This window comes from Nocardia sp. A7 (assembly GCF_046549215.1).
Lineage (GTDB): Bacteria > Actinomycetota > Actinomycetes > Mycobacteriales > Mycobacteriaceae > Nocardia.
Genome location: NZ_JAJPWE010000001.1, coordinates 160,014 through 186,994, shown reverse-complemented (window position 1 = coordinate 186,994; position 26,981 = coordinate 160,014). Strand labels below are relative to the sequence as shown.

General features: G+C 68.8%; 29 protein-coding genes. 20 read left to right on the top strand and 9 right to left on the bottom strand.

Going from position 1 to position 26,981, the window contains the following annotated elements:
- Nucleotides 1-105 precede the first annotated feature (105 nt).
- Genes ACLJPD_RS00835 through ACLJPD_RS00820 form a run of 4 tightly spaced genes read left to right on the top strand, consistent with a single transcriptional unit; the run spans nt 106 to nt 4,255 of the window.
- Nucleotides 106-780: a response regulator gene (locus tag ACLJPD_RS00835; RefSeq protein ID WP_410869726.1), complete on the top strand. Its 675-nt coding sequence runs from the start codon at nt 106-108 to the stop codon at nt 778-780.
- Nucleotides 777-1,991: a sensor histidine kinase gene (locus tag ACLJPD_RS00830; RefSeq protein ID WP_410869725.1), complete on the top strand. Its 1,215-nt coding sequence runs from the start codon at nt 777-779 to the stop codon at nt 1,989-1,991. Before ACLJPD_RS00835 ends, ACLJPD_RS00830 begins: the two co-directional genes overlap by 4 nt.
- The gene (locus ACLJPD_RS00825; protein ID WP_410869724.1) at nt 1,991-3,016 is read left to right on the top strand and encodes a hypothetical protein; all 1,026 of its coding nucleotides are present in this window, start codon (nt 1,991-1,993) and stop codon (nt 3,014-3,016) included. Before ACLJPD_RS00830 ends, ACLJPD_RS00825 begins: the two co-directional genes overlap by 1 nt.
- A gap of 39 nt (nt 3,017-3,055) precedes the next feature.
- The gene (locus tag ACLJPD_RS00820) at nt 3,056-4,255 is read left to right on the top strand and encodes a winged helix-turn-helix domain-containing protein (protein ID WP_410869723.1); all 1,200 of its coding nucleotides are present in this window, start codon (nt 3,056-3,058) and stop codon (nt 4,253-4,255) included.
- Nucleotides 4,256-4,276: 21 nt separating this feature from the next.
- Here ACLJPD_RS00820 and ACLJPD_RS00815 read toward each other — a convergent pair whose 3' ends face one another.
- Nucleotides 4,277-4,723, bottom strand: a complete 447-nt coding sequence (locus ACLJPD_RS00815) for a hypothetical protein (protein WP_410869722.1) — start codon at nt 4,721-4,723, stop codon at nt 4,277-4,279.
- A gap of 114 nt (nt 4,724-4,837) precedes the next feature.
- Between ACLJPD_RS00815 and dapA the strand changes: the two genes are divergently transcribed.
- On the top strand, nt 4,838-5,746 hold the full coding sequence (gene dapA / locus ACLJPD_RS00810; protein WP_410869721.1) for a 4-hydroxy-tetrahydrodipicolinate synthase: 909 nt from the start codon (nt 4,838-4,840) through the stop codon (nt 5,744-5,746).
- The gene (locus ACLJPD_RS00805; RefSeq protein WP_410869720.1) at nt 5,743-7,815 is read left to right on the top strand and encodes a ribonuclease J; all 2,073 of its coding nucleotides are present in this window, start codon (nt 5,743-5,745) and stop codon (nt 7,813-7,815) included. Before dapA ends, ACLJPD_RS00805 begins: the two co-directional genes overlap by 4 nt.
- Before the next feature lie 71 nt (nt 7,816-7,886).
- Here ACLJPD_RS00805 and ACLJPD_RS00800 read toward each other — a convergent pair whose 3' ends face one another.
- Nucleotides 7,887-8,423: a hypothetical protein gene (locus tag ACLJPD_RS00800; RefSeq protein WP_410869719.1), complete on the bottom strand. Its 537-nt coding sequence runs from the start codon at nt 8,421-8,423 to the stop codon at nt 7,887-7,889.
- 70 nt (nt 8,424-8,493) lie between these two features.
- Nucleotides 8,494-8,886, bottom strand: coding sequence for a DUF4189 domain-containing protein (locus ACLJPD_RS00795; protein ID WP_410869718.1), 393 nt, complete (start codon nt 8,884-8,886; stop codon nt 8,494-8,496).
- A 287-nt stretch (nt 8,887-9,173) separates the two neighbouring features.
- On the opposite strand from ACLJPD_RS00795, the gene ACLJPD_RS00790 reads away from it, so the two are divergent.
- Nucleotides 9,174-11,726 carry a DNA translocase FtsK 4TM domain-containing protein gene (locus ACLJPD_RS00790; RefSeq protein ID WP_410869717.1) on the top strand — a complete coding sequence of 851 codons (2,553 nt, stop codon included), beginning with the start codon at nt 9,174-9,176 and terminating at the stop codon, nt 11,724-11,726.
- Nucleotides 11,727-12,162: 436 nt separating this feature from the next.
- Nucleotides 12,163-13,140 (top strand): TerC family protein, encoded by a 978-nt coding sequence (locus ACLJPD_RS00785; protein WP_410869716.1) that lies wholly within the window; start codon nt 12,163-12,165, stop codon nt 13,138-13,140.
- Between the two features lie 68 nt (nt 13,141-13,208).
- On the opposite strand, the gene ACLJPD_RS00780 is transcribed toward ACLJPD_RS00785, so the two are convergent.
- Both ACLJPD_RS00780 and ACLJPD_RS00775 read right to left on the bottom strand, forming a co-directional pair.
- Complete coding sequence (locus ACLJPD_RS00780; RefSeq protein ID WP_410869715.1) at nt 13,209-13,493, bottom strand: YciI family protein; 285 nt, start codon at nt 13,491-13,493, stop codon at nt 13,209-13,211.
- Nucleotides 13,494-13,520: 27 nt separating this feature from the next.
- Entirely contained in the window at nt 13,521-14,087 is a 567-nt protein-coding gene (locus ACLJPD_RS00775; protein WP_410869714.1) for an amino-acid N-acetyltransferase, read from the bottom strand.
- 238 nt (nt 14,088-14,325) lie between these two features.
- Between ACLJPD_RS00775 and pgsA the strand changes: the two genes are divergently transcribed.
- From pgsA to pspM, 5 genes are all read left to right on the top strand, one after another.
- A complete protein-coding gene (gene pgsA / locus ACLJPD_RS00770; RefSeq protein ID WP_410869713.1) occupies nt 14,326-14,979 on the top strand; it encodes a CDP-diacylglycerol--glycerol-3-phosphate 3-phosphatidyltransferase in 654 nt (217 codons plus the stop codon).
- On the top strand, nt 14,976-15,476 hold the full coding sequence (locus tag ACLJPD_RS00765; protein ID WP_410869712.1) for a CinA family protein: 501 nt from the start codon (nt 14,976-14,978) through the stop codon (nt 15,474-15,476). Before pgsA ends, ACLJPD_RS00765 begins: the two co-directional genes overlap by 4 nt.
- Nucleotides 15,477-15,572: 96 nt before the next feature.
- On the top strand, nt 15,573-16,025 hold the full coding sequence (locus ACLJPD_RS00760; protein ID WP_410869711.1) for a helix-turn-helix domain-containing protein: 453 nt from the start codon (nt 15,573-15,575) through the stop codon (nt 16,023-16,025).
- A gap of 196 nt (nt 16,026-16,221) precedes the next feature.
- Nucleotides 16,222-17,040 (top strand): phage shock protein PspA, encoded by an 819-nt coding sequence (gene pspA / locus ACLJPD_RS00755; RefSeq protein WP_410869710.1) that lies wholly within the window; start codon nt 16,222-16,224, stop codon nt 17,038-17,040.
- A gap of 215 nt (nt 17,041-17,255) precedes the next feature.
- Complete coding sequence (gene pspM / locus ACLJPD_RS00750) at nt 17,256-18,119, top strand: phage shock envelope stress response protein PspM (RefSeq protein ID WP_410869709.1); 864 nt, start codon at nt 17,256-17,258, stop codon at nt 18,117-18,119.
- Between the two features lie 75 nt (nt 18,120-18,194).
- Here the strand turns inward: pspM and ACLJPD_RS00745 are convergent, their stop codons facing one another.
- Complete coding sequence (locus tag ACLJPD_RS00745; RefSeq protein WP_410869708.1) at nt 18,195-19,688, bottom strand: carboxylesterase/lipase family protein; 1,494 nt, start codon at nt 19,686-19,688, stop codon at nt 18,195-18,197.
- A 67-nt stretch (nt 19,689-19,755) separates the two neighbouring features.
- On the bottom strand, nt 19,756-20,451 hold the full coding sequence (locus tag ACLJPD_RS00740) for a maleylpyruvate isomerase family mycothiol-dependent enzyme (protein WP_410869707.1): 696 nt from the start codon (nt 20,449-20,451) through the stop codon (nt 19,756-19,758).
- 155 nt (nt 20,452-20,606) lie between these two features.
- Here ACLJPD_RS00740 and ACLJPD_RS00735 point away from each other — a divergent pair, with 155 nt between their 5' ends.
- Both ACLJPD_RS00735 and ACLJPD_RS00730 read left to right on the top strand, forming a co-directional pair.
- Nucleotides 20,607-20,774, top strand: coding sequence for a hypothetical protein (locus ACLJPD_RS00735; protein WP_378626590.1), 168 nt, complete (start codon nt 20,607-20,609; stop codon nt 20,772-20,774).
- A 23-nt stretch (nt 20,775-20,797) separates the two neighbouring features.
- A complete protein-coding gene (locus ACLJPD_RS00730) occupies nt 20,798-21,508 on the top strand; it encodes a PIG-L deacetylase family protein (protein WP_410869706.1) in 711 nt (236 codons plus the stop codon).
- Between the two features lie 38 nt (nt 21,509-21,546).
- Here ACLJPD_RS00730 and ACLJPD_RS00725 read toward each other — a convergent pair whose 3' ends face one another.
- The gene (locus ACLJPD_RS00725) at nt 21,547-22,104 is read right to left on the bottom strand and encodes an HD domain-containing protein (RefSeq protein ID WP_410869705.1); all 558 of its coding nucleotides are present in this window, start codon (nt 22,102-22,104) and stop codon (nt 21,547-21,549) included.
- 138 nt (nt 22,105-22,242) lie between these two features.
- On the opposite strand from ACLJPD_RS00725, the gene ACLJPD_RS00720 reads away from it, so the two are divergent.
- From ACLJPD_RS00720 to ACLJPD_RS00710, 3 genes are all read left to right on the top strand, one after another.
- On the top strand, nt 22,243-23,394 hold the full coding sequence (locus ACLJPD_RS00720) for a glycosyltransferase (protein ID WP_410869704.1): 1,152 nt from the start codon (nt 22,243-22,245) through the stop codon (nt 23,392-23,394).
- A 75-nt stretch (nt 23,395-23,469) separates the two neighbouring features.
- On the top strand, nt 23,470-23,661 hold the full coding sequence (locus ACLJPD_RS00715) for a DUF3046 domain-containing protein (RefSeq protein WP_410869703.1): 192 nt from the start codon (nt 23,470-23,472) through the stop codon (nt 23,659-23,661).
- 7 nt (nt 23,662-23,668) lie between these two features.
- Nucleotides 23,669-24,889, top strand: coding sequence for a tetratricopeptide repeat protein (locus ACLJPD_RS00710; RefSeq protein WP_410869702.1), 1,221 nt, complete (start codon nt 23,669-23,671; stop codon nt 24,887-24,889).
- Between the two features lie 40 nt (nt 24,890-24,929).
- Here ACLJPD_RS00710 and ACLJPD_RS00705 read toward each other — a convergent pair whose 3' ends face one another.
- Nucleotides 24,930-25,445 (bottom strand): CGNR zinc finger domain-containing protein, encoded by a 516-nt coding sequence (locus ACLJPD_RS00705; protein WP_410871878.1) that lies wholly within the window; start codon nt 25,443-25,445, stop codon nt 24,930-24,932.
- A gap of 129 nt (nt 25,446-25,574) precedes the next feature.
- On the opposite strand from ACLJPD_RS00705, the gene ACLJPD_RS00700 reads away from it, so the two are divergent.
- Both ACLJPD_RS00700 and ACLJPD_RS00695 read left to right on the top strand, forming a co-directional pair.
- Entirely contained in the window at nt 25,575-26,036 is a 462-nt protein-coding gene (locus ACLJPD_RS00700; RefSeq protein ID WP_410869701.1) for a VOC family protein, read from the top strand.
- 44 nt (nt 26,037-26,080) lie between these two features.
- The gene (locus ACLJPD_RS00695; protein ID WP_410869700.1) at nt 26,081-26,962 is read left to right on the top strand and encodes a pyridoxamine 5'-phosphate oxidase family protein; all 882 of its coding nucleotides are present in this window, start codon (nt 26,081-26,083) and stop codon (nt 26,960-26,962) included.
- The last annotated feature ends 19 nt before the right edge of the window (nt 26,963-26,981 follow it).

Sequence of the window (26,981 nt, the reverse complement as noted above, 5' to 3'; positions counted from 1 at the left end):
CCCCGAATTTTGGTGGGCTGACACGCGGGCTCGGGATGCGGTAGAACTCGAGACCGAAGTGTTGCGGGCTGGCCGCGGTGGGTGTTCGAGGACGGGGAGTGGTCGGTGAGCGAGTTGCAGCAGGCACGCACGGTGCGACGGGTCGGGCTGGTGGAGGATCACGAGTCCGTGGCGATCGGGTTGGCGGCCATGCTCGGTCCCGAACCCGATCTGGAGCTGGTGGCGGTGGCGGAATCCGTCGCCGGGCTGCTCGCCGAGACCACCGACCTCGATCTCGTCGTCCTGGATCTGCGGCTGCCCGACGGGTCGACGCCCGAGGACAATGTCACCGCGCTGCGCGAACGCGGCATCGAGGTGCTCGTGTTCACCGGCGCCGACAATGCCTTCCTGGTCCGCTCGGCCGCCAAGGCGGGTGTGCTGGGTGTGCTGCGCAAGTCCGAGAGCGTGGCGACGGTGGTCGAGGCGGTGCGCCGGGCCGCGTCGGGAGAGCAGGTGGTGACCACCGACTGGGCCGCCGCCATCGACGGCGATCCGAAGCTGTCCGACGTCGGCCTCAGCCCGCGTCAGGAGGAAGTGCTGATGCTGTACGCCTCGGGGGAGAAGGCCTCGCGGGTGGCCCGGCTGACCGGACTGTCGGAACAGACCGTTAACGACTACCTGGGCCGCATCCGGCAGAAATACGCCGACGCGGGCCGCCCCGCCCCGACCAAGACCGATCTGTACAAACGGGCCGTCGAGGACGGCTGGCTGCCCGTGCCGGAGAGGCAGCAGCGCACGTGAGTGATCTCGCGGTCGCGACGGCGTCCGCACAGGTCGGCGACGTGGAGTTCTCGCGGGCGGCGACCGACCAGATCCTGCGCAGGCTCGGGCTGGTGATCGGCACCGGCGCGATGATCGTGATGGTGCTGGAACTGCCCGCGGTGCTGGTGCAGCCGATCAATCGGTCGGTGTGGCCGGAACTGCATCTGATCTCCGCTTATCTGCTGTTCGGGGTGCTGGCGATCGTGTCGGCGCGCGGCCCCGTCACCGCGATCCGGCGCACGGCCGCCGCGGCTGCCGGGTGCTATCTCGCGGCGACCTTGGTCACGCCGCTTGTGTACTCGGTCGTGCACATCGGTTCGTTCGCCTCCTGGCCCTATCGTGGCCTCGCCGTCGGCGTGATGGCCGCGGGGCTCGCGTGGTCGCGACGTGGTGCGGCCGCCTTCGGTGCCCTGCTCGCGGTGGCGACCAGCGTGTCGAATGCCTGTGTGGTGCCCGACAGTTCGACATGGGCCCTGCTCGGCGACATCACCAGGGGCCTCGGCGTGGCCGCGCTGTTCCTGTGGTGTGTGGTGTACGCAAGGGCCGCCGCCGAGCGTGTCGATCGCGAGGCGGTCCGGCAGCGCAGCAGGGCGGCGGCGGTCGCGGCGACCTCGGCCAGGCAGCGCGAGGGCGCGCGTTTCGCGGCGCTCATCCATGACGCGGTGCTCTCCACGCTGCTGGAGGCCTCGCGCGCGCAGCAGTCCTCGGCGGTGCTGCGCAACCAGGCCGCGCGCACCCTCGAACAGCTCGAGCTGTCGCGGACCGCGCCCGAGATCGACCACCTCGACGCCGCCGCCACGATCGAATTCCTGCGTGAGGCGGTGCGCGAGGTGCAGTCCGAGGTCCCGGTGCAGGTGTCCTCGCGGCGCGCGGGCGATCTGTGCCTGCCGATCGAGGCCGCGCAGGTGCTCGGGGCCGCGCTGTCGGAGGCGGTGCGCAACAGCCTGCGCCACGCCGACGTCGCCGGTCGCACCGTACGGCGCGGTGTGGCGGTCACCATCGCGACCGGCGGGATCCGGGTCGTGTTGTCCGACGACGGGGCCGGGTTCGACCCGGCGCGGGTCTCGGCCGATCGGATGGGGATCGCGGGCAGCATCCTCGGTCGGATGCGCGCGCTCGCCGGTGGCGCGGCATTCGTGGAATCGGCGCCGGGCGCGGGAACCGTGGTGACTCTGATGTGGGGGAGTTGATGGCCGATCGTGATCTACCTTTCGCGATGCGCGATCTGTTCGGGCTCAGCGACGGCACCGCATGGCTGTTCGTGGTGATCTTCGAAGCCACCATCGTGATGTACCTGCGGGTGAACTTCGATATCGCGCCGTACGCGGCCGCGACCGCCGCGCTGGTGTTGATGAGCGTGGCGGCGCTGGTTGTCCTGGTGTTCCCGGTGGATCCGCTGCCGTGGCCCGCCACGGTCTTCGTGGCCTGCGCGGGACCCGCGGCGATGGCGCTGACCGTGCCGTACCTCGAGAACGCGTCGGGGTTCTCCCACCAGCTGTGGACCGCCTATCCGACGTCGTATCTGCTGGCGATGCTGGTGCTGCGCGGGCGGATCGTGTCGGCGTGGCTGGGGGTGGCGGCGGCCGCGACGGTGCTGATCACGATGGGTGTGTTCACCGATTGGTCTCCCGAGACCGTGGTGCGTGCGCTGACACCGGTGGCCACCGTCGGCGCGGTGACCGTGTTCATGTCCATCGTGCGACCCACGCAGCGTTCGCTGCGGGAGCTGCGCAGCGAGGCCAACCGGCGGGCGGCGACGGAGGCCGCGTTGGCCGCCGCCAATGCCGAGCGTGACCGTCAGCTGGGGGCGCTCGATCGGGTGGCGGGGCCGCTGCTGTCCCGCATCGCCGCCGGGATCGAGCTCACCGACACCGAACGAGAACAGTGCAGGCTGCTCGAAGCGGAATTGCGCGACGGGTTGCGGGCGCCGCAGCTGGTCACCGAGCGGCTCAGCGCCGCGGCGCGCGGGGCGCGATCGCGCGGGGTAGAGGTGACCCTGCTCGACGACGGCGGCTTCCGCGGGGTGCCGGAATGGGTGCGCCACAACGTGATCGAGGCCGCGGTGGCCGAGCTCGACATGGCCGGAGCCGGTTCGGTGACCGTGCGGGTGCTGCCGGTCGGCAGGCGCTGGGTGGCGACCGTGCTCGCTGCCGCGCCGGGCGGGGATCGGCGGACCGAGATCGACACCGCGGGTGCGGTTCAGGTCTCTACCTGAGGGCCGAAACCTGTCGGACCCCTGTGCCAGGCTGAGGCCATGCAGCGGATGAATGCGGCGCAGGCCCGTCGAACGGCACTGGCCGCGCAGGGCTTCGGCAAGCGCCGGCCGACCAACCCGAAGCGCCGGGCGGTGCTCGATGTGGTCGCCAGAACCCGTCTGCTGCAGATAGATTCGGTATCGGCGGTTGTTCGCGCGCATTACGCGCCGGTGTTCAGCCGGATCGGCCCCTACGATCGCAGTCTGCTCGACGGCGCCGCCTGGAGTGACAGCGCGAAGGCTCGCCGGGGGCTGGTGGAGTACTGGGCGCACGAGGCCGCGCTGATCCCGGTTGCCGACTGGCCGTTGATGCGCTGGCGGATGGCGGAGTACCGGCACGGGCGCTGGTCGGGGATGCGCAAGGTCGTCGAACGCAATCCGACGCTGGGCAAGGACATTCTCGATGTCGTCACCGAGGTGGGCGCGGCGAGCGCGGGGGAGATCGAACGGCATCTGGAACTGGACAAGCCGCGCGCGAAGGGGACCTGGTGGAACCTGAGCGACACCAAGATGATCTGTGAGCAGCTCTTCGCCGCGGGTGAGCTGTCCACCGCGCGCCGGGTCGGGTTCACCCGCCACTACGACCTCACCGAACGGGTAGTCCCCGCCGATGTCCTGGATCGTGAGATCGGGGAGGAAGACGCCGTGCGCGAGTTGATCCGCCGGTCCAGCCGCGCCCTCGGGATCGGCACCGAGGCCGACCTGCGCGACTACTACCGCCTGGCGCGCCGACAGAGCGCACCGGCCATCGCCGACCTGGTCGACGCGGGCGAACTGCTCCCGGTCGATGTCGACGGCTGGGACGCGCCCGCCTACCTACACGCGGAGGCCGCCACCCCGCGCCGGATCACCGGCACCGCGCTGCTGTGCCCGTTCGATCCGCTGATCTTCTTCCGCCCGCGCACCCAGCGGGTCTTCGATTTCCACTACCGGATCGAGATCTACACCCCGGAACCCAAACGGGTGCACGGCTATTACGTCTTCCCGTTGCTCGTGGACGGCAAGCTCGTCGGCCGGGTGGATCTGCGCGCCGAACGCGCCACCGGCCGACTGCTGGCCCCCGCGGCGTTCGCCGAACCCGGCCACGCGACCGCCGAGACCGCCCAGGCATTACGTGGGGCGCTGCGGGAAATGGCTGACTGGCTCGAACTCGACGAAGTCGTTATCGGCGAGCGCGGCGATCTCGCCCCGCTGCTGTGATCGCGACGTCGTCGGCGGCGCTCACCAGCCCTTGCCGCCGTAGCCGCGCATCTGATCCTTCAACGCCCCGCTGACGGCGCCGGACAGCCAGGAGTTCAGTGACTGGCCGTTCTGCTGGGCCGCCTCTTCGGCCTTCGACTTCAATTGTTCGACCAAACGGAGGGTGACCCGGCTGATGTCGCCGGTCATCTCCTCGAAAGTCTGCGGTTCCTCCGCCCCGGGCGGGGTGTTCTTGCGCACGTCGGCCTTCGCCTCGGTGCCTTCCAGTCGGACGTGCACGGTGCGGTCGCCGAGTTCGGTGCTGATCTCGGCGGCCAGTTCCGACAGCGCCGAGAGCAACACCAGCCGACTCGAACTCTCCACCGCCGCGGCGAGGGCGGCGGCGGTGGCCTGCGTTTTCTCGTCGCCGAGTGCCGCGGCGGCGATCAGTTCCTCGCGCAACCGCGCGGTATGAGCATTCAGATCCATGACATCAGTGTGACGTCATTCATGACATCACGCAAGGTGAAAGCTACCCACCGGCAGCCGCTTCGGGCGCTAGGGTGTCGAGGCGCATCCGGCGACCGGGTAGCCTTTCTGACCATGACGAACGGTGAATCGACGCCAACGGAGCTGCGCGCGTCCGGCACGGTCGGTGTCGCGATGGTGACCCCCTTCAGCGCTGCGGGCAAGCTCGACGTCGATGCCGGTGTCGCACTGGCGGCACACCTGGTCGACCGTGGGGTCGACCTGCTGATCATCTCGGGAACAACCGGTGAGTCGCCGACCACGACCGAAACCGAGAAGGTTGATCTGCTCCGCGCGGTCGTCGACGGTGTCGGCGACCGGGCCACCGTGGTCGCGGGCGCGGGTACCTACGACACCGCGCATTCGATCGAACTGGCGCGTGCCGCGGAGAACGCGGGCGCGCACGGTCTGCTCGTCGTGACGCCGTATTACTCGCGGCCCACCCAGGAAGGCCTGATCGCGCACTTCACCGCGGTCGCCGACGCCACTGCGCTGCCGATCACCCTGTACGACATTCCACCGAGGTCGGTGGTGCCTATCGCCATCGACACGATCCGGCGCCTTGCCGAGCATCCCAACATCGTCGCGGTGAAGGATGCCAAGGGCGATCTCGTCTCCGGAGCCGATCTCATCGCGACCACCGATCTGGATTTCTACTCCGGTGACGACGGACTGAATCTGCCCTGGCTCTCGGTCGGTGCGATCGGGTTCATCAGCGTCATCGGCCACCTCGTGCCGGACCGACTGCGCGAGATCCATCAGGCCTACACCACCGGTGACGTGGCCAGGGCGCGAGAGATCAACGCGACACTACTGCCGCTGTATGCGGCCATGACCCGCCTGGGAGGTGTGGCGATGTGTAAGGGAGGACTCCGATTGCTCGGCATCGACGTAGGTGAGCCCCGGTTGCCCCAGCTGATGCCGACGCAGGCACAACTGGAGGAACTGATGCTCGACCTGCAGGCAGCGGGGGTGTCGGCATGACCGAACCCGTAGCCCGTAAGCCCCGTCGCCGTGCGGCATCGCGTGCCGCCGGTGCGCCCGAGCCGATACCTGTGGAGAGTGTGCAGGCTGCCCCCGCGGCGCAGGAATCGGCCATTGCCGAACCGATCGCCGAGGTTGTCGCCGAGGCGAATCTGGCCGGTGCCGCCGCGGTGGACACCGATCTGCGCGGCGTCGCCGAAGAGTCGGTGACCGCGAAGAAGGCCGCGCCCCGCCGCGCCAGGACCAAGCCGGTCACCGAAGCCAAGGCCAAGCAGGCCGAAGCCAAGACCAAGCCCGCGGCCGAGCAGTCCCGCGGCGGCGGCCGTGGCAGGCAGGGCGGTGGTCGCGGTCGCGGCGCCGCGCCGGTCGCCGAGCCGCGCGAGAAGGCCGCCCACGACAAGTTGGGCGCGCCGCCGAAGCTGGTGAAGAACGGTCTTCGACTGTTCGCACTCGGCGGTATCGGCGAGATCGGTCGCAACATGACCGTCTTCGAATACGGCGGCAAGTTGCTGATCGTCGACTGCGGTGTGCTGTTCCCCGAGGACCAGCAGCCCGGCGTCGACCTGATCCTGCCGGACTTCGGGCCCATCGAGAACCGGATGGACGACGTCGTCGCCGTCGTGCTCACCCACGGCCACGAGGACCACATCGGAGCCGTGCCGTTCCTGCTGCGCCTGCGCCAGGACATCCCGGTGATCGGCGCCAAGTTCACCCTCGCCCTGGTCGCGGCCAAGGCACGTGAGCACCGCCTGCAGCCCAAGCTGCGCGAGGTCGCCGAGGGCGAGACCACGGTGCACGGCCCGTTCGAGCTCGAGTACTTCGCGGTCAACCACTCGATCCCCGACGCGCTCGCCGTCGCCATCCGCACCCCGGCGGGCGTGGTGCTGCACACCGGTGACATCAAGCTCGACCAGCTGCCCCTCGACGGTCGCCTCACCGACCTGGCCGGGTTCTCGCGCCTTGGCGACGAGGGCGTCGACCTGTTCCTGGTCGACTCCACCAATGCCGAGGTCCCCGGCTTCGTCACCCCCGAGCGCGAGATCGGTGGCGTGCTCGACAATGTCATCGGCAAGGCCACCAACCGCGTCATCGTGGCCTCGTTCGCCAGCCACGTGCACCGCATCCAGCAGGTTGTCGACGTCGCGCAGAAGTACAACCGCAAGGTCTGCTTCGTCGGCCGCTCGATGGTCCGCAACATGGAGATCGCCCAGGACCTCGGGTACCTGACGGTCCCCGACAATGTCGTGGTCACCCTCGACCAGGCCGCGAACCTGCCCGGCAACCGCCTGGTGCTGATCTCCACCGGTTCCCAGGGCGAGCCGCTGTCGGCGCTCTCGCGCATGGCGCGCGGTGAGCACCGCCAGATCAACATCCGCGCCGACGACCTGGTGGTGCTGGCGTCCTCGCTGATCCCCGGTAACGAGAACTCGGTGTTCGCCGTGGTCAACGGCCTGGCCCGGCTCGGCGCGACCGTGATCACCCAGCAGAACGCCAAGGTGCACGTCTCCGGGCACGCCTCCGCGGGTGAGCTGCTGTACCTGTACAACGCGGTGCGTCCGACCAACGCGATGCCCGTGCACGGCGAGTGGCGGCACCTGCGCGCCAACGCCGCACTGGCCGTGGCGACCGGTGTGCCCGAGGAACGGGTCATGCTCGCCGAGGACGGTGTGGTGGTCGACCTGGTCGACGGTATCGCCTCCATCGTCGGCCGCGTGCCGGTCGGGCACGTCTACGTCGACGGCCTGTCGGTCGGTGACGTCGGCGAATCGACCCTGTCGGACCGCCTGGTCCTGGGTGAGGGTGGTTTCATCTCCATCACCATCGTCATCGACTCGACCACCGGCAAGCCGGTCAGCACGCCCGAGCTCAACGGGCGCGGCTTCTCCGACGACCGCACCGCGCTCGACGGCGCCAACGAACTGGTCGAGGCGGAGCTGCTGCGCCTGGCCGGTGAGGGCATCACCGACACCCATCGCATCGCCCAGGGCGTGCGCCGGGTGGTGGGCCGCTGGGTCGCCGACGTCTACCGTCGTCGCCCGATGATCGTGCCGACGGTCGTCGCCGTCTGATCGGTCGAAGACACGAAAACCGCTGGGCGACATGGTCGCCCAGCGGTTTTCGGTTATCTGCCTACAGTTGCTCAGGCCTGGCAGGCCGCGGAGTCGAGCTGGGCCGACTTCACGATGTTGCAGGTGAACTCGTGTGACACGCGCCAGCCGCCCTCGGCTGCCACGAATTCCACCGTCGCACCCTTGACCGGGGTGCCGTCGATGGTGACGTCGGCGGGTGCGGTCACCTTGCCGTCAGCCGGTGTGCCGACGCTGGTGATCTTTGCTTTGACATTGTTCTTCTTCGCGGCCTCGACGAACTTGTCGACCAGGTACGGGTCGCGCTCGGCGTCCTCGATGAAGGTGGCCTTCTCGTCGTCGGTCAGCTGGCCTGCGAGCGCCTTGTCGAGGCGGGCGTTGAGTTCCTCGACCGTCGGCGCGGGCAGGTTCGGCACGGTGGTGGTCATCGGTGCGTCACCCTCCTGGGTGCCGTCGACCTTCTTGCCGTCCTCGAATCCGGCGCCCGCGGTCGTCGTCGGCGCGGCCGAGGCAGGCTCGTCGCTGCTGCTGCACGCGGCCGAGCCGAACGCGGCGACGGCCACCGCCAGGGCGGCCGCTGTTCTGAACATGCGATTGTTCACTGATCTCCCCAAAATAAAATGTGTCGCCGGAGCGATTCTCCGGCGGGTCGCCGGCGACTTACAGCCCGTAGCCCGCGGTGCAGTTCCAGTTGATGATGCTGGCGGCGCCGCCGCGGTTGGCGTTGATCGCGTTGCGCTTGGCCTCACGCAGCGAAGGCGCCGACGCCCAGCTGTAGGAGCGACGCGATTCGGCGAGTGCGCCACATCCGTTGCGCCACGACACCTTCACGTCACAACCGGCGCCCCCGCCGCTGCGCTGGCAGCCATTGATCGCCGCCGACTCGGCCGCCGCGTAGCTGTCGTAATTGGCGGTGATGCTGGATGCGCCGTTACGCGACAGCGCGAGTGCGCCGTAGTTGTCGGCCTGTGCGTGTGCCGGTGCGATGTGCCCCGCGAACATGGCCACGGTGGCGGCGCCCAGCACAGCCGCGCTGGTGAGCAGTCTCTTCACTTGTAGCTTCCCCTTCATAAGCACGGGTCGACGACCCGATAGAGCGCTGTCAAAGTACCGACCGGGCTGGTGCTCGCGCCAGCGCTGCGGGCCCAGAACGCTCGAAAGAGGGGCGATCGGCAAGGATTCGATAAGTTCGCCGCCCGCGAAACGCTGTTCCCCGCGAGAAATCCCCGTGCTGACCGGGGCGCTGCGACCTGCGCATCCGGGCCGGATCACCCCGGTGGGCGGGGTGGGACCAGTGTTGCGGATGGTCTCAGCGGTGCCGGAGCGGCTAGCCTGAGGTCATGGCAGGTAAGTCCCGCAGCACCACGACCTCTCGTGCGCGGGCGGGATCGACCAGGGGGCGCACTTCTGCGGCGCGGTCTCGTTCGGCGACACCGCGCGCGACACCGCCCCCGCGTGGGCGTACCACGCCCGTGCGCAGGCCGGTCAAACGCGCGTCCAACACCGCACCGCTGGCCGTGATCGGACGCGGTATCGGCAGTAGCTGGACCATGCTGGCGCGCGGTCTCGGTGCTACTACCCGCACGTTGAGCCGAGCGGGCGAACTCGACCACGGGCACCGCCGCGACGGAATCGGGTTGGCACTCATCGCGTTGAGCGCGATCATCGCCGCCGCGATGTGGCTCTCGGCGGGCGGACCGGTCGGTCGTTTCCTCGAAGACGTCGTGCGGGCGATAGCCGGTTCCGCGGCCGTGCTGGCACCGATTCTGCTGGTCGCGCTCGCGGTGGTGCTGATGCGCACCGAACCGCATCCGGAGATCCGGCCGCGGCTGGTCCTGGGCGGGCTGCTCGTGGTGCTCCCCACGCTGGGGGTGTGGCACCTGGCGGCCGGTTCGCCGACCGACGCGGACGGTCGCGCCACAGCGGCGGGCGCACTCGGCTACGCGATCGGCGGTCCGCTCGGCCGGGGCCTCACGCCGTGGCTCGCGCTACCGATCCTGTTGCTGGCCATGATGTTCGGTGTGTTGTTGCTCACCGGCACCACTGTGCGCGAGGTACCGACGCGGCTGCGCGAGTACTTCGGTCTCGGCGAATACGCCGACGACACCGACCCTTACGATCCGGCCAACTACGACGCCGACGGATTTCCGGTGCACCGCAACCGAACCCGTCGCCGCAACCCGGACGACAGCTACCCGCCCGAGGAGTTCGCCGGCTCCGACGCGGTCACCGAGTCGCTGGGCGAACCACCGCTGCGCGACGCCAAACCGATCGACGAACCGCCCGCACCCGCACCCGCACCCGCCCCGAAACCGGCGCGCAAGCGGCCGGTGGTCAAGCCGGTCGACCAGACCCCGCCGCCGCCACCGGAACCGGAGTTCGTCACCGACCGCGTCGTCGACGGCGACTACATACTGCCCCCGCTGACGCTGCTGCTCGACGGCGATCCGCCAAAGAAACGTTCCGCGGCCAACGAATCGATGATCGAGGCGATCACCGAGGTGCTGGTGCAGTTCAAGATCGACGCCGCCGTCACCGGCTTCGTGCGTGGCCCGACGGTCACCCGCTACGAGGTGGAGCTCGGTCCTGGCGTCAAGGTCGAGAAGATCACCGCGCTGGCCCGCAACCTCGCCTACGCCGTCGCCACCGAGAACGTGCGCCTGCTCGCGCCCATCCCCGGTAAGTCGGCCGTGGGTATCGAAGTGCCCAATGCCGACCGCGAATTGGTGCGCCTGGCCGACGTCCTGAAGTCGCCGCACACCCGCAACGACCACCATCCGCTGGTGATCGGCCTCGGCAAGAACATCGAGGGCGAGTTCGTCTCGGCGAATCTGGCCAAGATGCCGCACCTGCTGGTGGCCGGTTCCACCGGTTCGGGTAAGTCGAGTTTCGTGAACTCGATGCTGATCTCGCTGCTGCACCGGGCCACCCCCGAGGAGGTCAGGATGATCCTGATCGACCCGAAGATGGTGGAGCTCACGCCGTACGAGGGCATTCCGCATCTGATCACGCCCATCATCACCCAGCCCAAGAAGGCCGCCGCCGCGCTGGCCTGGCTGGTGGAGGAGATGGAACAGCGCTACCAGGACATGCAGGCCAACAAGGTCCGCCACATCGACGATTTCAACAAGAATGTGCGCTCGGGCAAGATCACCGCCCCGCTGGGTAGCGAACGCGTCTACCGGCCCTACCCCTACATCCTGGCCATCGTCGACGAGCTCGCCGACCTGATGATGACCGCCCCGCGCGACGTCGAGGACGCGATCGTGCGGATCACTCAGAAGGCGCGTGCCGCGGGCATCCACCTGGTGCTGGCCACACAGCGACCGTCGGTGGACGTGGTGACCGGTCTGATCAAGACCAATGTGCCCTCGCGACTGGCCTTCGCCACCTCCTCGCTCACCGATTCGCGCGTGATCCTTGACCAGCCGGGTGCGGAGAAACTGATCGGCATGGGCGACGGCCTGTTCCTGCCGATGGGGCAGGGCAAGCCGACCCGCCTGCAGGGCGCGTTCATCTCCGACGAGGAGATCCAGGCCGTCGTCGAATTCAGCAAGACCCAGGCCGAGCCCGAGTATCAGGAGGGCGTCACCGCGGCCAAGGCGGGTGAGATCAAGGACGTCGATCCCGATATCGGCGACGACATGGATGTGCTGCTGCAGGCGGTGGAGTTGGTGGTCACCTCACAGTTCGGTTCGACCTCGATGTTGCAGCGCAAGCTGCGGGTCGGCTTCGCCAAGGCCGGCCGGTTGATGGACCTGATGGAGACGCGCGGTGTGGTCGGGCCCAGCGAGGGCTCCAAGGCGCGCGACGTGCTGATCAAGCCCGATGAGCTCGACGGTTTGCTGTGGTCGATTCGTGGCGGTGATCCGGGCGCGTCCGACGACGAGTAACGCCGTCCCCTGGTTTGCTCTGACCGTGCCGGAAGCAGGCGGCGACGAACGAGGAGGGACCTGGCACGGCTCATGGTCATCGACATGCCCGAAAGGTGGGTCGGGCGGCGATCGCCAGTTCAGGCGGTGAAGCGGGCGCGCGCGAGGCTGGTACCCGACATCACTACACCGGGGCGGAGCCGGTGCATCGCGGTTCGGCGCTGGATCTGCGCGGTGGATTCGTACACGGCTCGCTCCTCTCGGGTGTGTGTCGTCGCCGATGATGCGGTGACGGTAGCAGCGGGCGAGGACGCCGCGACAGCGCTTTTTCGTGTGCGCGGCGTGTGCGCGACCGCCGGTGTGTGTGAAATCATGGCGAGCAATCGTTCTGCAAGCTAACTGAAACGGACAATTCGGGCATGATGGACGACATGAACTTCATCGATCGGACCACCACATGCAGGTGACCACGCTCGAGTGGGTGATCACCGGACTGGTGATCCTCGGCCTGTTCGTCTTCGACTTCTACGCCCACGTGCGCACCCCGCACGAGCCCACCTTCAAGGAATCGGGCATCTGGTCGGCCGTCTACATCAGCTTGGCGCTGCTGTTCGGCCTGTTCGTCGCCTGGAAGTGGGGCGGTACCTTCGCGGGGGAGTACTACGCGGGCTTCGTCACCGAGAAAGCTCTCTCGGTCGACAACCTCTTCATCTTCCTCATCATCATGAGCACCTTCGCTGTGCCGCGGATCTACCAGCAGAAGGTGCTGCTGATCGGCATCGTGCTGGCGCTGGTGATGCGCGGTGTGTTCATCGCGGTCGGCGCGGCCGCGATCAGCGCTTACAGCTGGGTGTTCTACCTGTTCGGCGCGTTCCTGATCTATACCGCGATCAATCTGCTGCGCGAGAGCGGGCACGAGGCCGAACACGAGGAAAAGCGCGACAGCTACATCGTCTCGCTGGCCAAGCGGTTCCTGCCGACCACCGACGAGTACGACGGTGACAAGCTCATCACCCGGATCAACGGCAAACGCGTGTTGACCCCGCTGCTGCTCGCGCTGCTGGCCATCGGTTTCGCCGACCTGCTGTTCGCGCTGGACTCGATCCCGGCGATCTACGGTCTCACTGAAGAGCCGTACCTGGTGTTCACCGCCAACGCCTTCGCGTTGATGGGTCTGCGTCAGCTGTTCTTCCTCATCGGCGGGCTGCTCGATCGCCTGGTGTACCTGTCCTACGGTCTGGCCGCGATTCTGGCGTTCATCGGTGTGAAGCTGGTGCTGCACGCGCTGCACGAGAACACGCTGTCGTTCATTAACGGCGGCGAGCACGTGAGCGTCCCGGAGATCTCCACGGCGGTTTCGCTGAGCGTGATCATCGGCATTCTGGTCATCGCGACGGTGGCCAGCTTGCTGCGCACCCGCCGCACCAACGCCTGAACCCCTCGTCCGAACGCGGCACTGCCCGGAACCGTTGTGGTTCCGGGCAGTGCCGTCTGTGCGAACGACTATTCGGCGAAGGCGCCCATCACCGGCAGCCATTCGACCACGCGGACGGCGTCGATCAGGCCGAGCTTCGCGAACGGATCGTCGGTGAGCAGGTCGGTCAGCGAGGGCGCGTCCTCGGCCCGGAACAGCAGCAGCGCGCCCGAACCGTCGGGGTAGGGGCCGCTGGTGAGCACCGTGCCCGCGTCGACGAGCGCGTTCAACCAGCCGCGGTGCTCAGGGCGGTTGGTCGCGCGGTCGGCCGCGGTGGACTCGGAATAGGTGTAGTGGACGGCGAAGATCGGCACAGTCGATCACTTTCTCGCGAGGGATTTCTACAGGGTGAGCAGCATGCGGGTGTTGCCGAGGGTGTTGGGCTTGACGAAGCTGAGGTCGAGGAACTCGGCGACACCGGTGTCGTAGGAGCGACACATCTCCGCGTACACCTCGGCGGTGACGGGGGTGCCATCGATCTCCACGAACCCGTGCCTGCCGAAGAAGTCCACCTCGAACGTGAGCACGAACACACGCTGCAATTGCAGTTCGCGGGCGACGGTGATCAGGTGCGCGACCACCGCGCCGCCGACCCCGCGGCCCTTGACGACGGGATCCACCGCGACAGTGCGGACTTCGCCCAGATCGGCCCACAGCACGTGCAACGCGCCGCAGCCGACGACCTGTCCGTCGAGCTCGGCAACCCAGAATTCCTGGACCGATTCGTACAGCGTGACCAGGTTCTTCTCCAGCAGGATGCGGCCCGCGTACTCGTCGACCAGACGCTTGATCTCGGGGACATCGGAGGTTCGCGCTCGTCGGACGACCACACCGGAAACAGGCGCCACAGTGGGCGCGGCCGAAGGCGCGTCGCTGGTAGGACTGCTCGAGGGTCCCCGTGAGGTCATGGGTGCACAGTAGTCGGACCGGTTACCGATAGTCTGAACATGTGCCGCACATCCTGTCGTTCCGCTCCTCGCATCGCGCCGGGCTCGGCGACCGGATCACGTGGCACCGATCGCGCGAGCAAACAGCTCGCGAAACCGTGGGATTTCGGCGCAGTGCCGGTGAGTGCCGAGAGGGCAGGGCATGAGCGGTCAGCGGCCGGAGGCGGTAGCCAAGCGTAGCCACGTAGGCCGCCCGAGTATGCCGGACAGACACAGCGCGAGCGTGCGACCCGAGGAGATCGATCATGGGTCGAGCGCGGTGACGCCGATGCACGTGGTGCCCGAAACGCAGGTTCCCCTGCTGAATATCGCGAATGTGCTGACGATCGCGCGCATCGTGCTGGTGCCGTTGTTCGTGCTGGCGCTGTTCGCCGAGGGCGGGCACGACACGCGCTGGCGGGTCATCGCCGCGGCGGTCTTCGGCCTGGCCGCGATCACCGACCGCTTCGACGGGCAACTGGCCCGCAAATACGGATTGGTCACCGATTTCGGGAAGCTGGCCGACCCCATCGCGGACAAGGCGCTGATCGGAGCGGCGCTGATCGGGCTCTCGGTGCTCGGGGATCTGCCGTGGTGGATCACGGTGGTCATCTGCGGCCGCGAGATCAGCATCACGCTGCTGCGCTTGGTGGTCGTGCGGCGCGGGGTGATCCCGGCGGGACGCGGCGGCAAGCTCAAAACGCTGGTGCAGTCGGTGGCGATCGCGCTGCTGGTGCTGCCGCTGTCCGGTGTGTTCGCCACCGCGGGCATGTGGCTGATGTACCTGGCCCTGGCGCTGACGGTGGCCACCGGCCTGGATTACGTGGGGCAGGCGGGCAGAGTGTGGCTGGCGGGTGGACGGTCGCGCTCGTGAGCGACCCGCTCGTCGACGGTGCGCCGGTCGCCGAACTGGTCCAGGCCCTGAACGCGGCAGGTCAGACCGTCGCCACCGCTGAATCGCTCACCGCAGGTCTGCTCGCTGCCACGGTGGCGGGGGTTCCCGGCGCGAGCGCGGTGCTGCGGGGCGGATTGATCGTCTACGCCACGGACCTCAAGAGCCGGCTGGCCCGCGTCGACGACGACCTGCTTCGCACCGACGGACCGGTCGCCGCCTCGACCGCCGAACAGCTCGCCGTGGGGGCCCGCGAGCAGTGCGGCGCGGACTGGGGGATCGGATTGACCGGGGTCGCTGGACCCGATTCCCAGGACGGGCATCCCGTCGGCACGGTATACCTCGGATTGGCCGGTCCACAGCACAGTGAGGTGGTCCGGTTGAAACTGCACGGAGACCGGTGGACGATCAGACTCGGTGCGGTGCACAGTGCGGTGCGGGAGTTGCTGCGCTGTGTGAATTCGGGCCGGTCAGGATGAAGTAGCCCGGTTCGGGAACCACCGGTCCATGCTCGACGTTGTGCCAGAAAGAGGTGAGCACCGCTACGGCGGTGACACGAGGTTGAGGAGAACGAGATGACGCTGCTGCGGGAGGCAATCGGGGACAGTCTGCGGCGTGCGCGTCTCGCCCAGCATCGAACGCTGCGCGAGGTGTCGACCTCGGCGCGCGTGAGCCTCGGCTATCTGTCGGAAGTGGAGCGCGGCCGCAAGGAAGCCTCCAGTGAACTGCTCGCCAGCATCTGCGAGGCACTCGACGTGCCGCTCTCGCGCGTGCTGTGGGACGTGAGCACCCTGATGGCGGGAGCCGACGGCTCCGCGCCGCGCGAACCCGCGCTCACCGGCCCCGCCGCCGAGCGCGAGCCCGCCGCGGCCGAATCCGTCCCCCCTGCCGAACCCGCCGCGGGCGAGGCATCCGCCTCCGCGACCGCCACGGTCGAGCAGGGCGCGCGGATCGGTATCGCCGAAGACACCCGCATCGTCATCCCGGCGCCGAGGGCCGAGATGCTGGTACTGGTGAAGGGAATGTGATGCGGCGAACCGTGCGCACAAGGCGCGAGACACTGCACACCGCTGGCGAGAACGGATAGATTCTAATCAGGCGTCGATCGGTCCGGCCACTGTCGGTCCGGGTGCCGCATGGTGAAGGATGAGCACGTATCTGGTGCGTGACGGTCGCGTACCACCAGTCGCTGCAGCGACGCACAGATGGAGGCGGGATCAATCGATGGCTAATCCGTTCGTGAAGGCCTGGAAGTACATGATGGCCCTCTTCGACTCCAAGATCGAAGAGCATGCGGATCCGAAGGTCCAGATCCAGCAGGCGATCGAGGAGGCGCAGCGTCAGCATCAGGCGCTGTCGCAGCAGGCGGCGTCGGTGATCGGCAACCAGCGTCAGCTGGAGATGAAGCTGAACCGCCAGCTCGACGAGGTCGAGAAGCTCAACGCCAACGCCCGTCAGGCCGTCACCCTGGCCGATCAGGCGCAGGCGGCGGGCGACACCGAGAAGGCGATCCAGTACACCAACGCCGCCGAGGCGTTCGCCGCCCAGCTGGTCACCGCCGAGCAGTCGGTGGAAGACCTCAAGGTGTTGCACGATCAGTCCCTGCAGGCCGCCGCACAGGCCAAGAAGGCGGTCGAGCAGAACGCGATGATGTTGCAGCAGAAGGTCGCCGAGCGCACCAAGCTGCTCAGCCAGCTCGAGCAGGCCAAGATGCAGGAGCAGGTCTCGGCCTCGCTGCAGCAGATGGATTCCACCCTGTCCGCGCCGGGCTCCACGCCCAGCCTGGACGCCGTGCGCGACAAGATCGAGCGTCGCTACGCCAATGCGCTCGGTTCGGCCGAGCTGGCGCAGAACACGGTGCAGGGTCGCATGATGGAGGTGCAGCAGGCCAGCGTCCAGATGGCCGGGCACAGCAAGCTCGAGCAGATCCGCGCCTCCATGCGTGGTGACGCGTTGCCCACCGGCAACACCAACGCGGCGATCGACCCGGCGCAGCCCAAGGCCGCACCGGCGCCCAACATCAACAAAGGCCAAGCGCTGTAATATTGGAGCGCTGGCGCGCTCGAGTTCGCGGCCACCACGGGCCGCCGGTCAGGCACCGCTGCTTGCTCCTTCGTCGCCTACGCGGCGGTGCCTGACCGGCGACCCGGCCGCGAACCGCCGCTTCGCGGCGGACCCTCCTCGAGGTCGGGTCGTACGGGGCTGGGGAGGTCGGCATCGAGACCCGGGGCGTGGTCGGGCGGTGGAAGGATGAGGGGATGAACGGCAACAGGCGGCGCGCCGTCGAGATCGTGGATCCGGCGGCGACCGCGCAGGTCGGCTCGGTGCCCGCGACTCTGCGTGGGGTCGGTGAGCAGGCACTCGTCGCGGTGCGGCGCTGGGCCGACCCCCGCGAACGTGAGTTGCGGCGTCGACGGCGGGTGCGCAGACGCAGTTTTCAGCTCGGTACCGCTTCCGGTATCACCACGGTCGGTGCCGTCGGCTTGGCCGTGATCTCGGCGCCGGCCTGGGCGGTCGTGGTGATCGGTGGTGGCGCTATCGCCTTCGTCACCGGTACTGCGATCACCGCCCGCCGCTATCTCGAGCTGCGGGGTAAACCGCTGCCCCAGGCGGCTTTCGTCGCCCGCAGATCGCCTGGCATTCGCTCGGCCGCGCGCGCCCCCATCCAGCGCCTGCTCCGCGCCGAACGGGCCCTCTACGACCTCGGTGCCCAGATCGCGCGCACCCGCCGCCTCCCCGAAGACGAACTGCGCGACCTCCTGGAAACGGCAAGCTCGGGCGCGGGGGCCCTGCACGCGCTCGCCGCCGATGTGGTCGCCATGGAACAGGCCGCCGACACCGTCGGCCGGGCCAACCCCGACACCGTCGCGGCACTGAAGAACACCGTGGTCGGCGTCCTCGCCCGCTTGGAAACCGGCGTGGTCGAATACGAACAACTCGTCGCCGCCGCGGCTCGCATCCTCGCCGTCCCCGAATCCTCGGTCCTGGCCTACCAGTTCAACGGCATCGTCGCCGACCTGCGCGAAGCCGCCGACCGCCTCGACGGCTGGGCCCAGGCCCTGACCGACATGGCCGACCACGGCCCCGACTTGCTCGCCGGTGGAGCGGATTCGGCCCGCTAGAACTGTCCGACCACCGCGATTGCCCGAACACATCGGTCGGCACGCCGGTCGGGGACGCGGCGTGCCGACCGGAGGTCAGGCCGGGGCGATCGCGGTGCGTAGGGCGTCGAGTTCGGTGGCGCGGGGGTCGGTGACGGTGGCAGACACCGGGATGTCGAAGATTCGGACGTTCTTCTCGTCGGTGGTGAACGGTGCCCAACCGGCGGTGCCATCGGTGGCGAAAGAGACCCAGGCGGCATGCATCTCGTCTGCCAGGGACTGCGGTGGGGTGGGGCCGGTGAGGGAGTGGGCGTCTTTGACGGTGTCGAAGACGAAGGGGATCTCCAGGACGTGGCAGGCGCCGAGGCCGGGAAGAGCTGTCGGCCAGGCGAATTCGTAGACATTGGTCGGGGCGGTGGTGGCGTTGGCCGCGGCGAAGTCGTAGGTGCCCGAACGGAAGGTCAGGTCGGTCATGACGGCGTTGAAGATCTCGGCGGGGGTGGCGTCGGGCCGCTCGGTCGAATAGGCCTGGGCGACTGTGGGATCGATGCCATAGCGGGTGAGGACGAACGGGAGCGTCTCGGCGGTGATGGCGGCGGCGAGGCCCGCGGGGACGGTGAAGAAGCGGAACTCGTCGGCGGTGGAGCCCGCGATGAGGGGGACCGCGCGGTCCGGGTGGGCGCGCAGCACCTCGGTCGGTGGGCCTTCGACGATGTCGTTGTCGGTCACCGGGAACAGGCTCATGATGCCGCCGCCGAGCTGGATCACCGATCGACCCCACCGCTCGGGATCTGGATCGGTCATCACGGCCAATGCGACGGCGTTCTGCGCGGTGCACAACTCGGCGGGGCCCAATTTTCCGAAATCTGCTGCGGTAGGCGAGATTCCGAGCTCCGCGGCCAGCGCGGCGGAAACCTTGCGCGCGTCCGCCCGATCGGCGGCGACCACGCCGTTGCCGCTCTGCATGATCGCCCGGCGGAACAGCCCGGCCGTCTGCGGTGCGGCGATCAACGCCGCCACGCTCATCGCGCCGGCGGACTCACCGAAGATCGTCACATTGGCGGGGTCGCCACCGAAGGCGGCGATGTTCTCGCGCACCCACCGCAGGGCGAAGATCTGGTCGTGCAGACCGCGGTTCGACGGTGCGCCCTCGATCTCGGCGAACCCCGACACCCCGAGGCGGTAGTTGATCCCGACCATGATCACACCGTCGCGGGCGAACGCGGTCCCGTCGTAGATCGGCTTCGCGTTGCACCCGCGGGTGAACGCGCCGCCGTGGATCCACACCAGCACCGGCAGGCCGGTGGCGCCGGGATCGGGCGTCCAGACGTTCACATTGAGGTAGTCGTCGCCGGGGATGCCGTCGCTGCCGATCAGCGCGTCGGCGTAGGCCGGATACGGTGTCTGCGCGCAGGTGGCGCCCATCTCGGTCGCCTCGCGTACCCCATCCCAGGCCGGGGCGGGTTCGGGCAGCTGGAAACGTTTCGGCCCGACCGGTGCCGCCGCGTACGGCACGCCGAGAAAGCGCGTGACGCCGGCCTCGGTGTGGCCGCGGATCGCGCCGCTCGTGATCGTGACGATGGGTTCCATGAAAGTCCTCCTACACGCGGTGAGCCCCGATTATGGACGTTTGTCCGGCTCGCCGTCAGTTGTTCGCCTACGGAACGAGCGGCCCGGCCAGTACCCGCGCACCCGCGGCGCGGTCGCCGTTCCAGGTGAACTCCGCCGCATCGGCGGATCTGCGCGCCCACAGGGCCAGCAACAGGTCCGACGCGGTGCCCGCGAGCTCGGCGACCGGCTCGCCAGTGCCGTAGGTCCAGCTGTTGCCGGTGTCGGTGGCCCGCACCCGCAGCGCCACGTCCGGTTCGACCGCGAGGCCGCGGTGAATCATCCGAGGCGCGAACAGTTCGAACACTTCGTCGATGCCGTCGACGGCGAGATCAGGGTCGAACGGATCGGCCCTGCCGAGGGCATTCCGGCCGTCCCACAGGTGCATGAGCGTCTCGTGGGCGCGGCGCCGCCGCCAGAAGCCGACGGTGCGCGGCATGGTCCGGGTGAACGTCCACGCCTCCTGATCTTCGTCCGCGGCCAGCGAAGCCACTATCGCGTCGGCGCTCGACTCGTACCACTCCCGCAGGGCCACCGGGTCTTTCGGTGCGGGCTCGCCCTCGAAATCGCCACGCAGCTCGGCCACCGCGGCCACCACCCACAGATTGCCGCGCCCGAGATGGTCGACGAGGTCGTAGAAGGTCCAGTCACCGCAGGAAGGCACCGGCGTGGCGAGGTCGATGTCGGGGGTGATGAGGTCGCCGAAGGCGGTGAGCTTCGCGCACAGCAACGCCGAGTAGTCCATGCCGATCACGGTAGCCCGGATGTGGTTCCGGTCTCGGGGTGAACCCTGATCTACACCCGGATATCGGCGCTGACCTGGTGATCTATTGGTCGCTGGGTGGGAGGATCGAAGGTGTCGGATCGCCGGACGGCGGCCGAGGAGGCGAAGGAGTCGTCATGGTCTTGAAAGTCATCGGCATCGTGGTGGTCGCGGTGATCGCGTTCTGGATTCTCGGCGCGCTGATCGAGGCGCTGATGCCCATTCTGGTGATCGGGGCGATCGGTACCGGGGTGTATCTGCTGTACAAGGCGATGTCGGGGAGTGACAAGACCCCGATCAGTTAGTGGGCTGTGGTTAGCATGGCGGTGTGGAACAGGTACCCGAGGACTGGCAGCGCGGACTGGTGATCGTCGCGCACCCCGACGACATCGAATACGGCGCCGCGGCGGCCGTCGCGCGATGGACGGGGCAGGGCAAGGACATTCGCTATCTGCTCGTCACGCGTGGTGAGGCGGGGATCGCCGGGATCCCGCCCGCGCAGGCCGCGCCGTTGCGGGAGATCGAGGAGATCTCCGGCGCGCGTGAAGTCGGCGTCCACACCGTCGAATTCCTCGACCATCCGGACGGCCGCATCGAAGAAGGTCTCCCGCTGCGTCGGGAACTGGCCGCCGCGTTGCGTCGACATCGCCCGGAGATGGTGGTGCTGTTCAACTTCGGCGACACCTGGGCGCCGGGAATCGTCAACAGCGCCGACCACCGGGCTGTCGGCCGATCGGCGATGGACGCGATCTCCGACGCGGGCAACGAATGGATCTTCCCCGAAATCGCTGATCTGCCACCGTGGTCGGCGCGCTGGGCGGCCGTCGTCGGCCCGGTAGCCACCCATGCTGTCGATGTCGGCGCTCATCTGGAGCAGGCGCGTGCGTCGTTGTCGGCGCATCGGCGCTATCTGCAGGTGTTGAGCCCGGTGCCGGTGGCGGAACAGGTGCGCGAGATCGTCACGTTCGCAACGGGTCCCAAGGAAGGGTTCCCCGCCGCACACGCGGTCGGCTTCGAACTGTTCACCTTCGCAGGCTGATCGGTGGGCGGTCCAACGCGACATCGCGCTGGACGGCATCAGAGTAGCTGGGCCGCAACGCGTTCGACAACAGGTCGCCAGGTCTGCAGTGGCGCGACTCGGAGACCGATCACCTTGCCCGCGTCATCAGCCCTGCGCAGCGCCAGGGCAGCGGTGAAATCGGGGTCCGCGCGGAACGAATCGGTCTCGGCGGGTGTCATCGGCCCGCCCTGCGCGATGAGTGTGCGCAGACTCGATGCCGACAACGTGGCCGCGTGCGCGGAATCCGTTGCCACCAGAAAGCGTTTCGCGGTCACGTGTAGTTCGATCAGCCGGGCCACGCGAGGGCCGAGCAGCCCGCGTACCGCCTCGGCGCCGTGCGTCCCGTGGCCCGCGTCGTCGCCGGGGACCAGGACGTGGCCGATATCGTGCAGCAGGCCGGCGACCTGGAGCTCTTCGTCATCGGGGAAGTCGCGGCGCAGCAACTGCGCGCACTGGCGATCGTGATCGAGGATGTCGACGGGGTCGCCGGTGCGGTCGGCGGTGTCCCAGGCGTCGGCACACCGCTCGAGCAGGGCGAACAAGCTGTCGACGGTGTCGATGCCGGGTGGTCGCACGTGTTCGCTCCTGCTGGGGTCCCGTCGCCGATTCCGGGTCCGGCGCGACGCTGATGTGTTGCGACGGCCAAGGTATCGCAGAAATCCGGTTCGGGCGGCTGGGGTGGGTGCGGCCTGGGGATATGGCAGGGTGGGCGAATGCGAATAGCTGTGGTGGCCGGGCCCGATCCAGGGCATGCGTTTCCCGCGATCGCGTTGTGTCTGCGATTGCTGGCCGCGGGCGACGAGCCCGTGTTGTTCACCGGAGCGAGATGGCTGGATCAGGCACGCTCGGCGGGTATCAGCGTGCGCAAGCTCAAGGGTCTCGCACCGCGCCCCACCGACGACGACACCGACGCGGGTGCCCGGATCCACGAGCGCGCCGCCCACATCGCCGCCGAGAACCTGCCCGAACTGAGCGCGATGCTGCCGGACCTGGTCGTCTCCGACGTCCTCACCGCGGGCGGCGGGATGGCAGCCGAGCGGCTGGGGCTGCCGTGGGTCGAACTCTCCCCGCACCCGCTCTACCTGCCCTCGAGAGCGTTGCCGCCGATCGGCAGTGGGCTGGCGCCGGGGGAGGGTGTGCGCGGCCGGATGCGCGACGGCGTCCTGCGCACGATGACCGCGCGTGCGGTCCGCAACGGCCAGCGGCAGCGCTCGGCGGCCCGTGAAACCATCGGCCTGCCCGCCGAAGACCCCGGTCCCACCGCGCGCCTGATCGCCACCCTGCCCGCGCTGGAGATGGACCGCCCGGACTGGCCCGACGACACCCACGTCATCGGACCGCTGCTGTGGGAGCCCACCGACGCCGTACTCCCGCTGCCACCCGGCGATGCCGCGCTGGTGATGGTGGCGCCGTCGACCGCGCACACCGGCATCGCCGACATGGTCGACACCGTCCTGGCCGGTCTGGCCGGACTCGGTGTGCGCGCGGCCATCTCGACCTTGGACACCCCACCCGCGGACCTGCCGGACTGGGCCACCGCGGGCCTCGGTCGCCAGGACGAACTGCTCACCCACGCCGCGGTCGTCGTCGGCGGCGGCGGACACGGCCTGCTCGCCAAGTCCCTGGCGGCGGGCGTGCCGGTGGTGACCGTCCCCGGCGGCGGTGACCAGTGGGAACTCGCCAATCGGGCGGTGCGGCAGGGCAGTTCGGTGCTGGTGCGGCCACTCACTCCCGAAGCGGTCGGCGCCGCGGTGCGCAAGGTACTCGACGACCCCGCCTACGCCGAGTCGGCCCGCGCCGCCGCCGCGGGTCTGGCGGAGGTCGAGGACCCGGTCCAGGTCTGTCACCACGCCGCGAAGCGGTAGCCGGGCGCCAGGGCTGTGGCAGTGGGCGCCATGCGGCACTGTCGGCTGTGACCTGGCGCGAGTATCTTGGGCAACGTGCGATTGACCGAATTCCAGGAGCTGATGCACACCGAGTTCGGCGTGGCGCGCGCCGACGCCATGCTGACCGATCACGTGATACCCCAGTTGGGGCGCACGGGGTCGGTAGCGATCGACAACGGTGTCGACCCACGCGACGTGTGGCGGGCGCTGTGTGCCGACTTCGACGTACCCCCGAACCGGTGGTGACCAGGCAATGGCCGTGACAGCGCAGAACTCGGATACGCGACCGTATCGGTTCGACGAGCGGTTGCGGATGATCCCGGTCGACCCGGAGACCCTCGCGGGCAGGGTCGCCCTCGCCGACCCCGACGACTTCCCCGGCCTGCGCAGGCTCGGCATCGCGTTGATGCTGCTCGGGCGCTACGAGGAGGCCCTCGACCGGCTCGATCAGGCCCTCGAACTGGCCGATACCGAGCGGCGCCGGGTCACCGTCTGGATCAATCTGGCCGATGTCTACCGGTATCAGGGCGAACCGGCGATGGCCGAGATCCTCTACCGCCGGGCCCTGCACGCCAGCCGCGCGCTCGACCCGGACCTGGTCTCCTTCGCCGCCCACCACCTCGGCAAGTCACTGGCCGAACAACATCGCCCGCAGGAGGCGCGTCAGCTGCTCAACGAGGCCATGCGACTGCGGGTGGCCGACGGCGAACCCGAACTCATCGAATCCACCCGCGCGGCGCTGGATCACCTCGACGAGCTGGCCCTGCCGCTGCCGCCGGTGATCGAGGAACTGCTCGGGCCGGTGCCCGCGTGGTCGGATGAGCACGAGGGCCGTGACGGGAACCTCGTGCGCTCGGGCGGGTACTGGATCAAACGCGGGCCGCGCGCGGTGGCCGAGCACGCGCGGCTGAGCTGGTTGCGCGACAACGCGATCGCGGTGCCGACGGTGGCCGCGTTCGCCGAGGACGTCCTCGTGCTCGCCGACGCAGGCGGATCGCTGGCCGGACACGCTGATCCGATCGACACCGGCACGCAGATGGGCCGGGCGCTGCGTGCGCTGCACGACCTTCCGGTGACGGACTGCCCCTTCGACGCCGGTCTCGCCGTGACCCTGGCCAGGGCCCACCGCAATGTGGTCGAGGGTTTCGCCGACGCCACGGATTTCGACGACGACCACCGCGGTCTCTCGCCTGCCGAGGTGCTCGGGCAACTCCAGCAGCGGCGCCCACCCACCGAGGACATGGTGGTCACACACGGGGATTTCACGCCGGGCAACGTGCTCACCGGCGGCCTGCTGATCGATGTCGCGGCACTGGGCCGCGGCGACCGCTATCGCGACCTGGCACTGGCCGAGCGCGACCTGGCCGGGGACTTCGGCATCGAAGCGGTCGCGGCCTTCTACACCGCCTACGGCCTGACCGAACCCGATAGCACCAAGCTCGACTACTACCGGCTGCTCGACGAATTGTTCTGACACCGGCCGTGACCGGCGATGTGCCGTGACGGGGTCGGCCTCACGTGCTCTTGGCGTAGTGGCGCGCGGCCTTGGTGCGATTGCCGCATGTCGCCATCGAATGCCAGCGACGCGTGCCGTTCTTGGACGTGTCGTAGAAGAACAGCACGCAGTCGGGGTGCGCGCACTGGCGGATCCGGTGCGGTGCCTCGGCGATCAGGTGCAGCAGGTTGTCGGCGGCGAGCCAGCCGGGTAGCCACGCCGGGTCGTCGACCTCGGGGATGTCGCGTGGGCCCGTGTCGGTGAGTTCGCGGCGGATGCGGCCGTGGCCGAGGACCCGATTCAGCGCGTGGTGATCGGCGCGGGTGACGGCGTCGTGCACGGCATCGCGCGCGGTGTGCAGCGCGGTGCGGGCGTGCTCGTCGGCGGGGACGCGATCGGCGAGCCCGATGAGCTCCAGCCAGGTGCGCAGCCCGTCGAGGTCGGCGAGCAGATCGCCGGGTTCGGCGCCCGCCCACCGGGTGTTGAGCAGGTCGAGAGCGGGCGGTTCGCCGGTGTGCGGACGGGGATCGCGCATGCCAGAGGCTACCAACACGATCCTCCTAACTGTCTAAATGTATTTCAAGGGTTGACGAAGGGGGTGACTCCATCCTATGTTCTAACTGTTCAACGACCGATAGACAGTTAAACATTCCGGGAGGAAACCATGACCACCGTCGCCGCACCCGCGCTCACCACCGGTCACATCGGACTCAACGTCGCCGACCTCGACCGTTCCGTCGACTTCTATTGCCGAGGCCTCGGCTTCGAACAGCTCGGCACCGGCGCCGACGGCGATCGTCGCTGGGCCTTCCTGGGGCAGGGCGGTGCGTTGGTGCTCACGCTGTGGCAGCAGAGCAGCGGCGAATTCTCCACCAGCACACCGGGTTTGCATCACCTGTCGTTCCAGGTCGACGATCTGGACACGGTGCGCGTCGTCGAAGGGGCGCTGCGGGCGCTCGATGCCGAGTTCTTCCACGACGGTGTGGTCGCGCACGGCGAGGGCGCGTCCTCCGGTGGCGTCTTCTTCGCCGACCCCGACGGCATCCGACTCGAGGTCTTCGCCCCGCTGGGCGCCGACTCCGCACCTGCCCCGGCCGGACCTGCCCCGACGTGCGGATTCTTCTGATTCACAGGCTCTGGCACGTCATCGACCAGGAAGGATGAGGATTTATGTTCCACTCCGGAGAGCAGGCCGTGCAGCAGCGCATGGGGCAGGCCGAGGTGGCTGCCCGCGTCGGCCGTTCGATCCGCGCCGAGATCCCGGCGGTGGCCGCGTCCTTCCTGGCCGAGCAATCGATGGTGGTGCTCGGTGCCGCCGATCCGGCGGGGCGCCTGTGGGCGAGTCCGCTCACCGGTCCCGCCGGGTTCGTGCGCGCCGTCGGTGCCGCGACCATCGACATCGACACCCGGCTCGATGACGCTGATCCTTTGTCGGCGGCGCTGGCGGGTGCGGTGGAGGTCGGGCTGATCGCCCTGCAACCGCAGCGCCGCCGTCGGATGCGCGTCAACGGTAGGTCGGCGGTGCGCGACGGTGGGGTGCGGATCGCCACCGACCAGGTCTACGCGAACTGTCCGAAGTACATCTCGCGCAGGCACATTCGGGAGATGTCGGCGCTGGGGTCGCCCGGCCCGGTGCGGCGCGGCACGGCATTGACCACCGCCGCGGTCGAGATGATCGGAGCCGCGGATACCTTCTTCGTCGCCACCGCCGATGCCGACGGGCACGCCGACGCCTCCCATCGCGGTGGCAATCCCGGCTTCCTGCAGGTGCTTTCGCCGACTCAGCTGCGCTGGCCGGACTATCGCGGCAACTCGATGTTCATGACACTGGGCAACCTCATGGTGCAACCGCGCTGCGGGCTGCTCGTCGCCGACTGGTCGAACGGTGCGCTGCTGCAACTCACCGGCCGCGCCGAACTCGTCTGGGATGCGGCGGTATTCACCACCGGTGCGCAGTGCGCCGTCGACTTCGTCGTCGACGAGGTGATCGAACGCCCCGGCGCGCTCGCTGTGCGCTGGGGCCCGCCCGAACTCTCCCCGAACAACCCATGACCTCCCCGAAAGGCTTGTC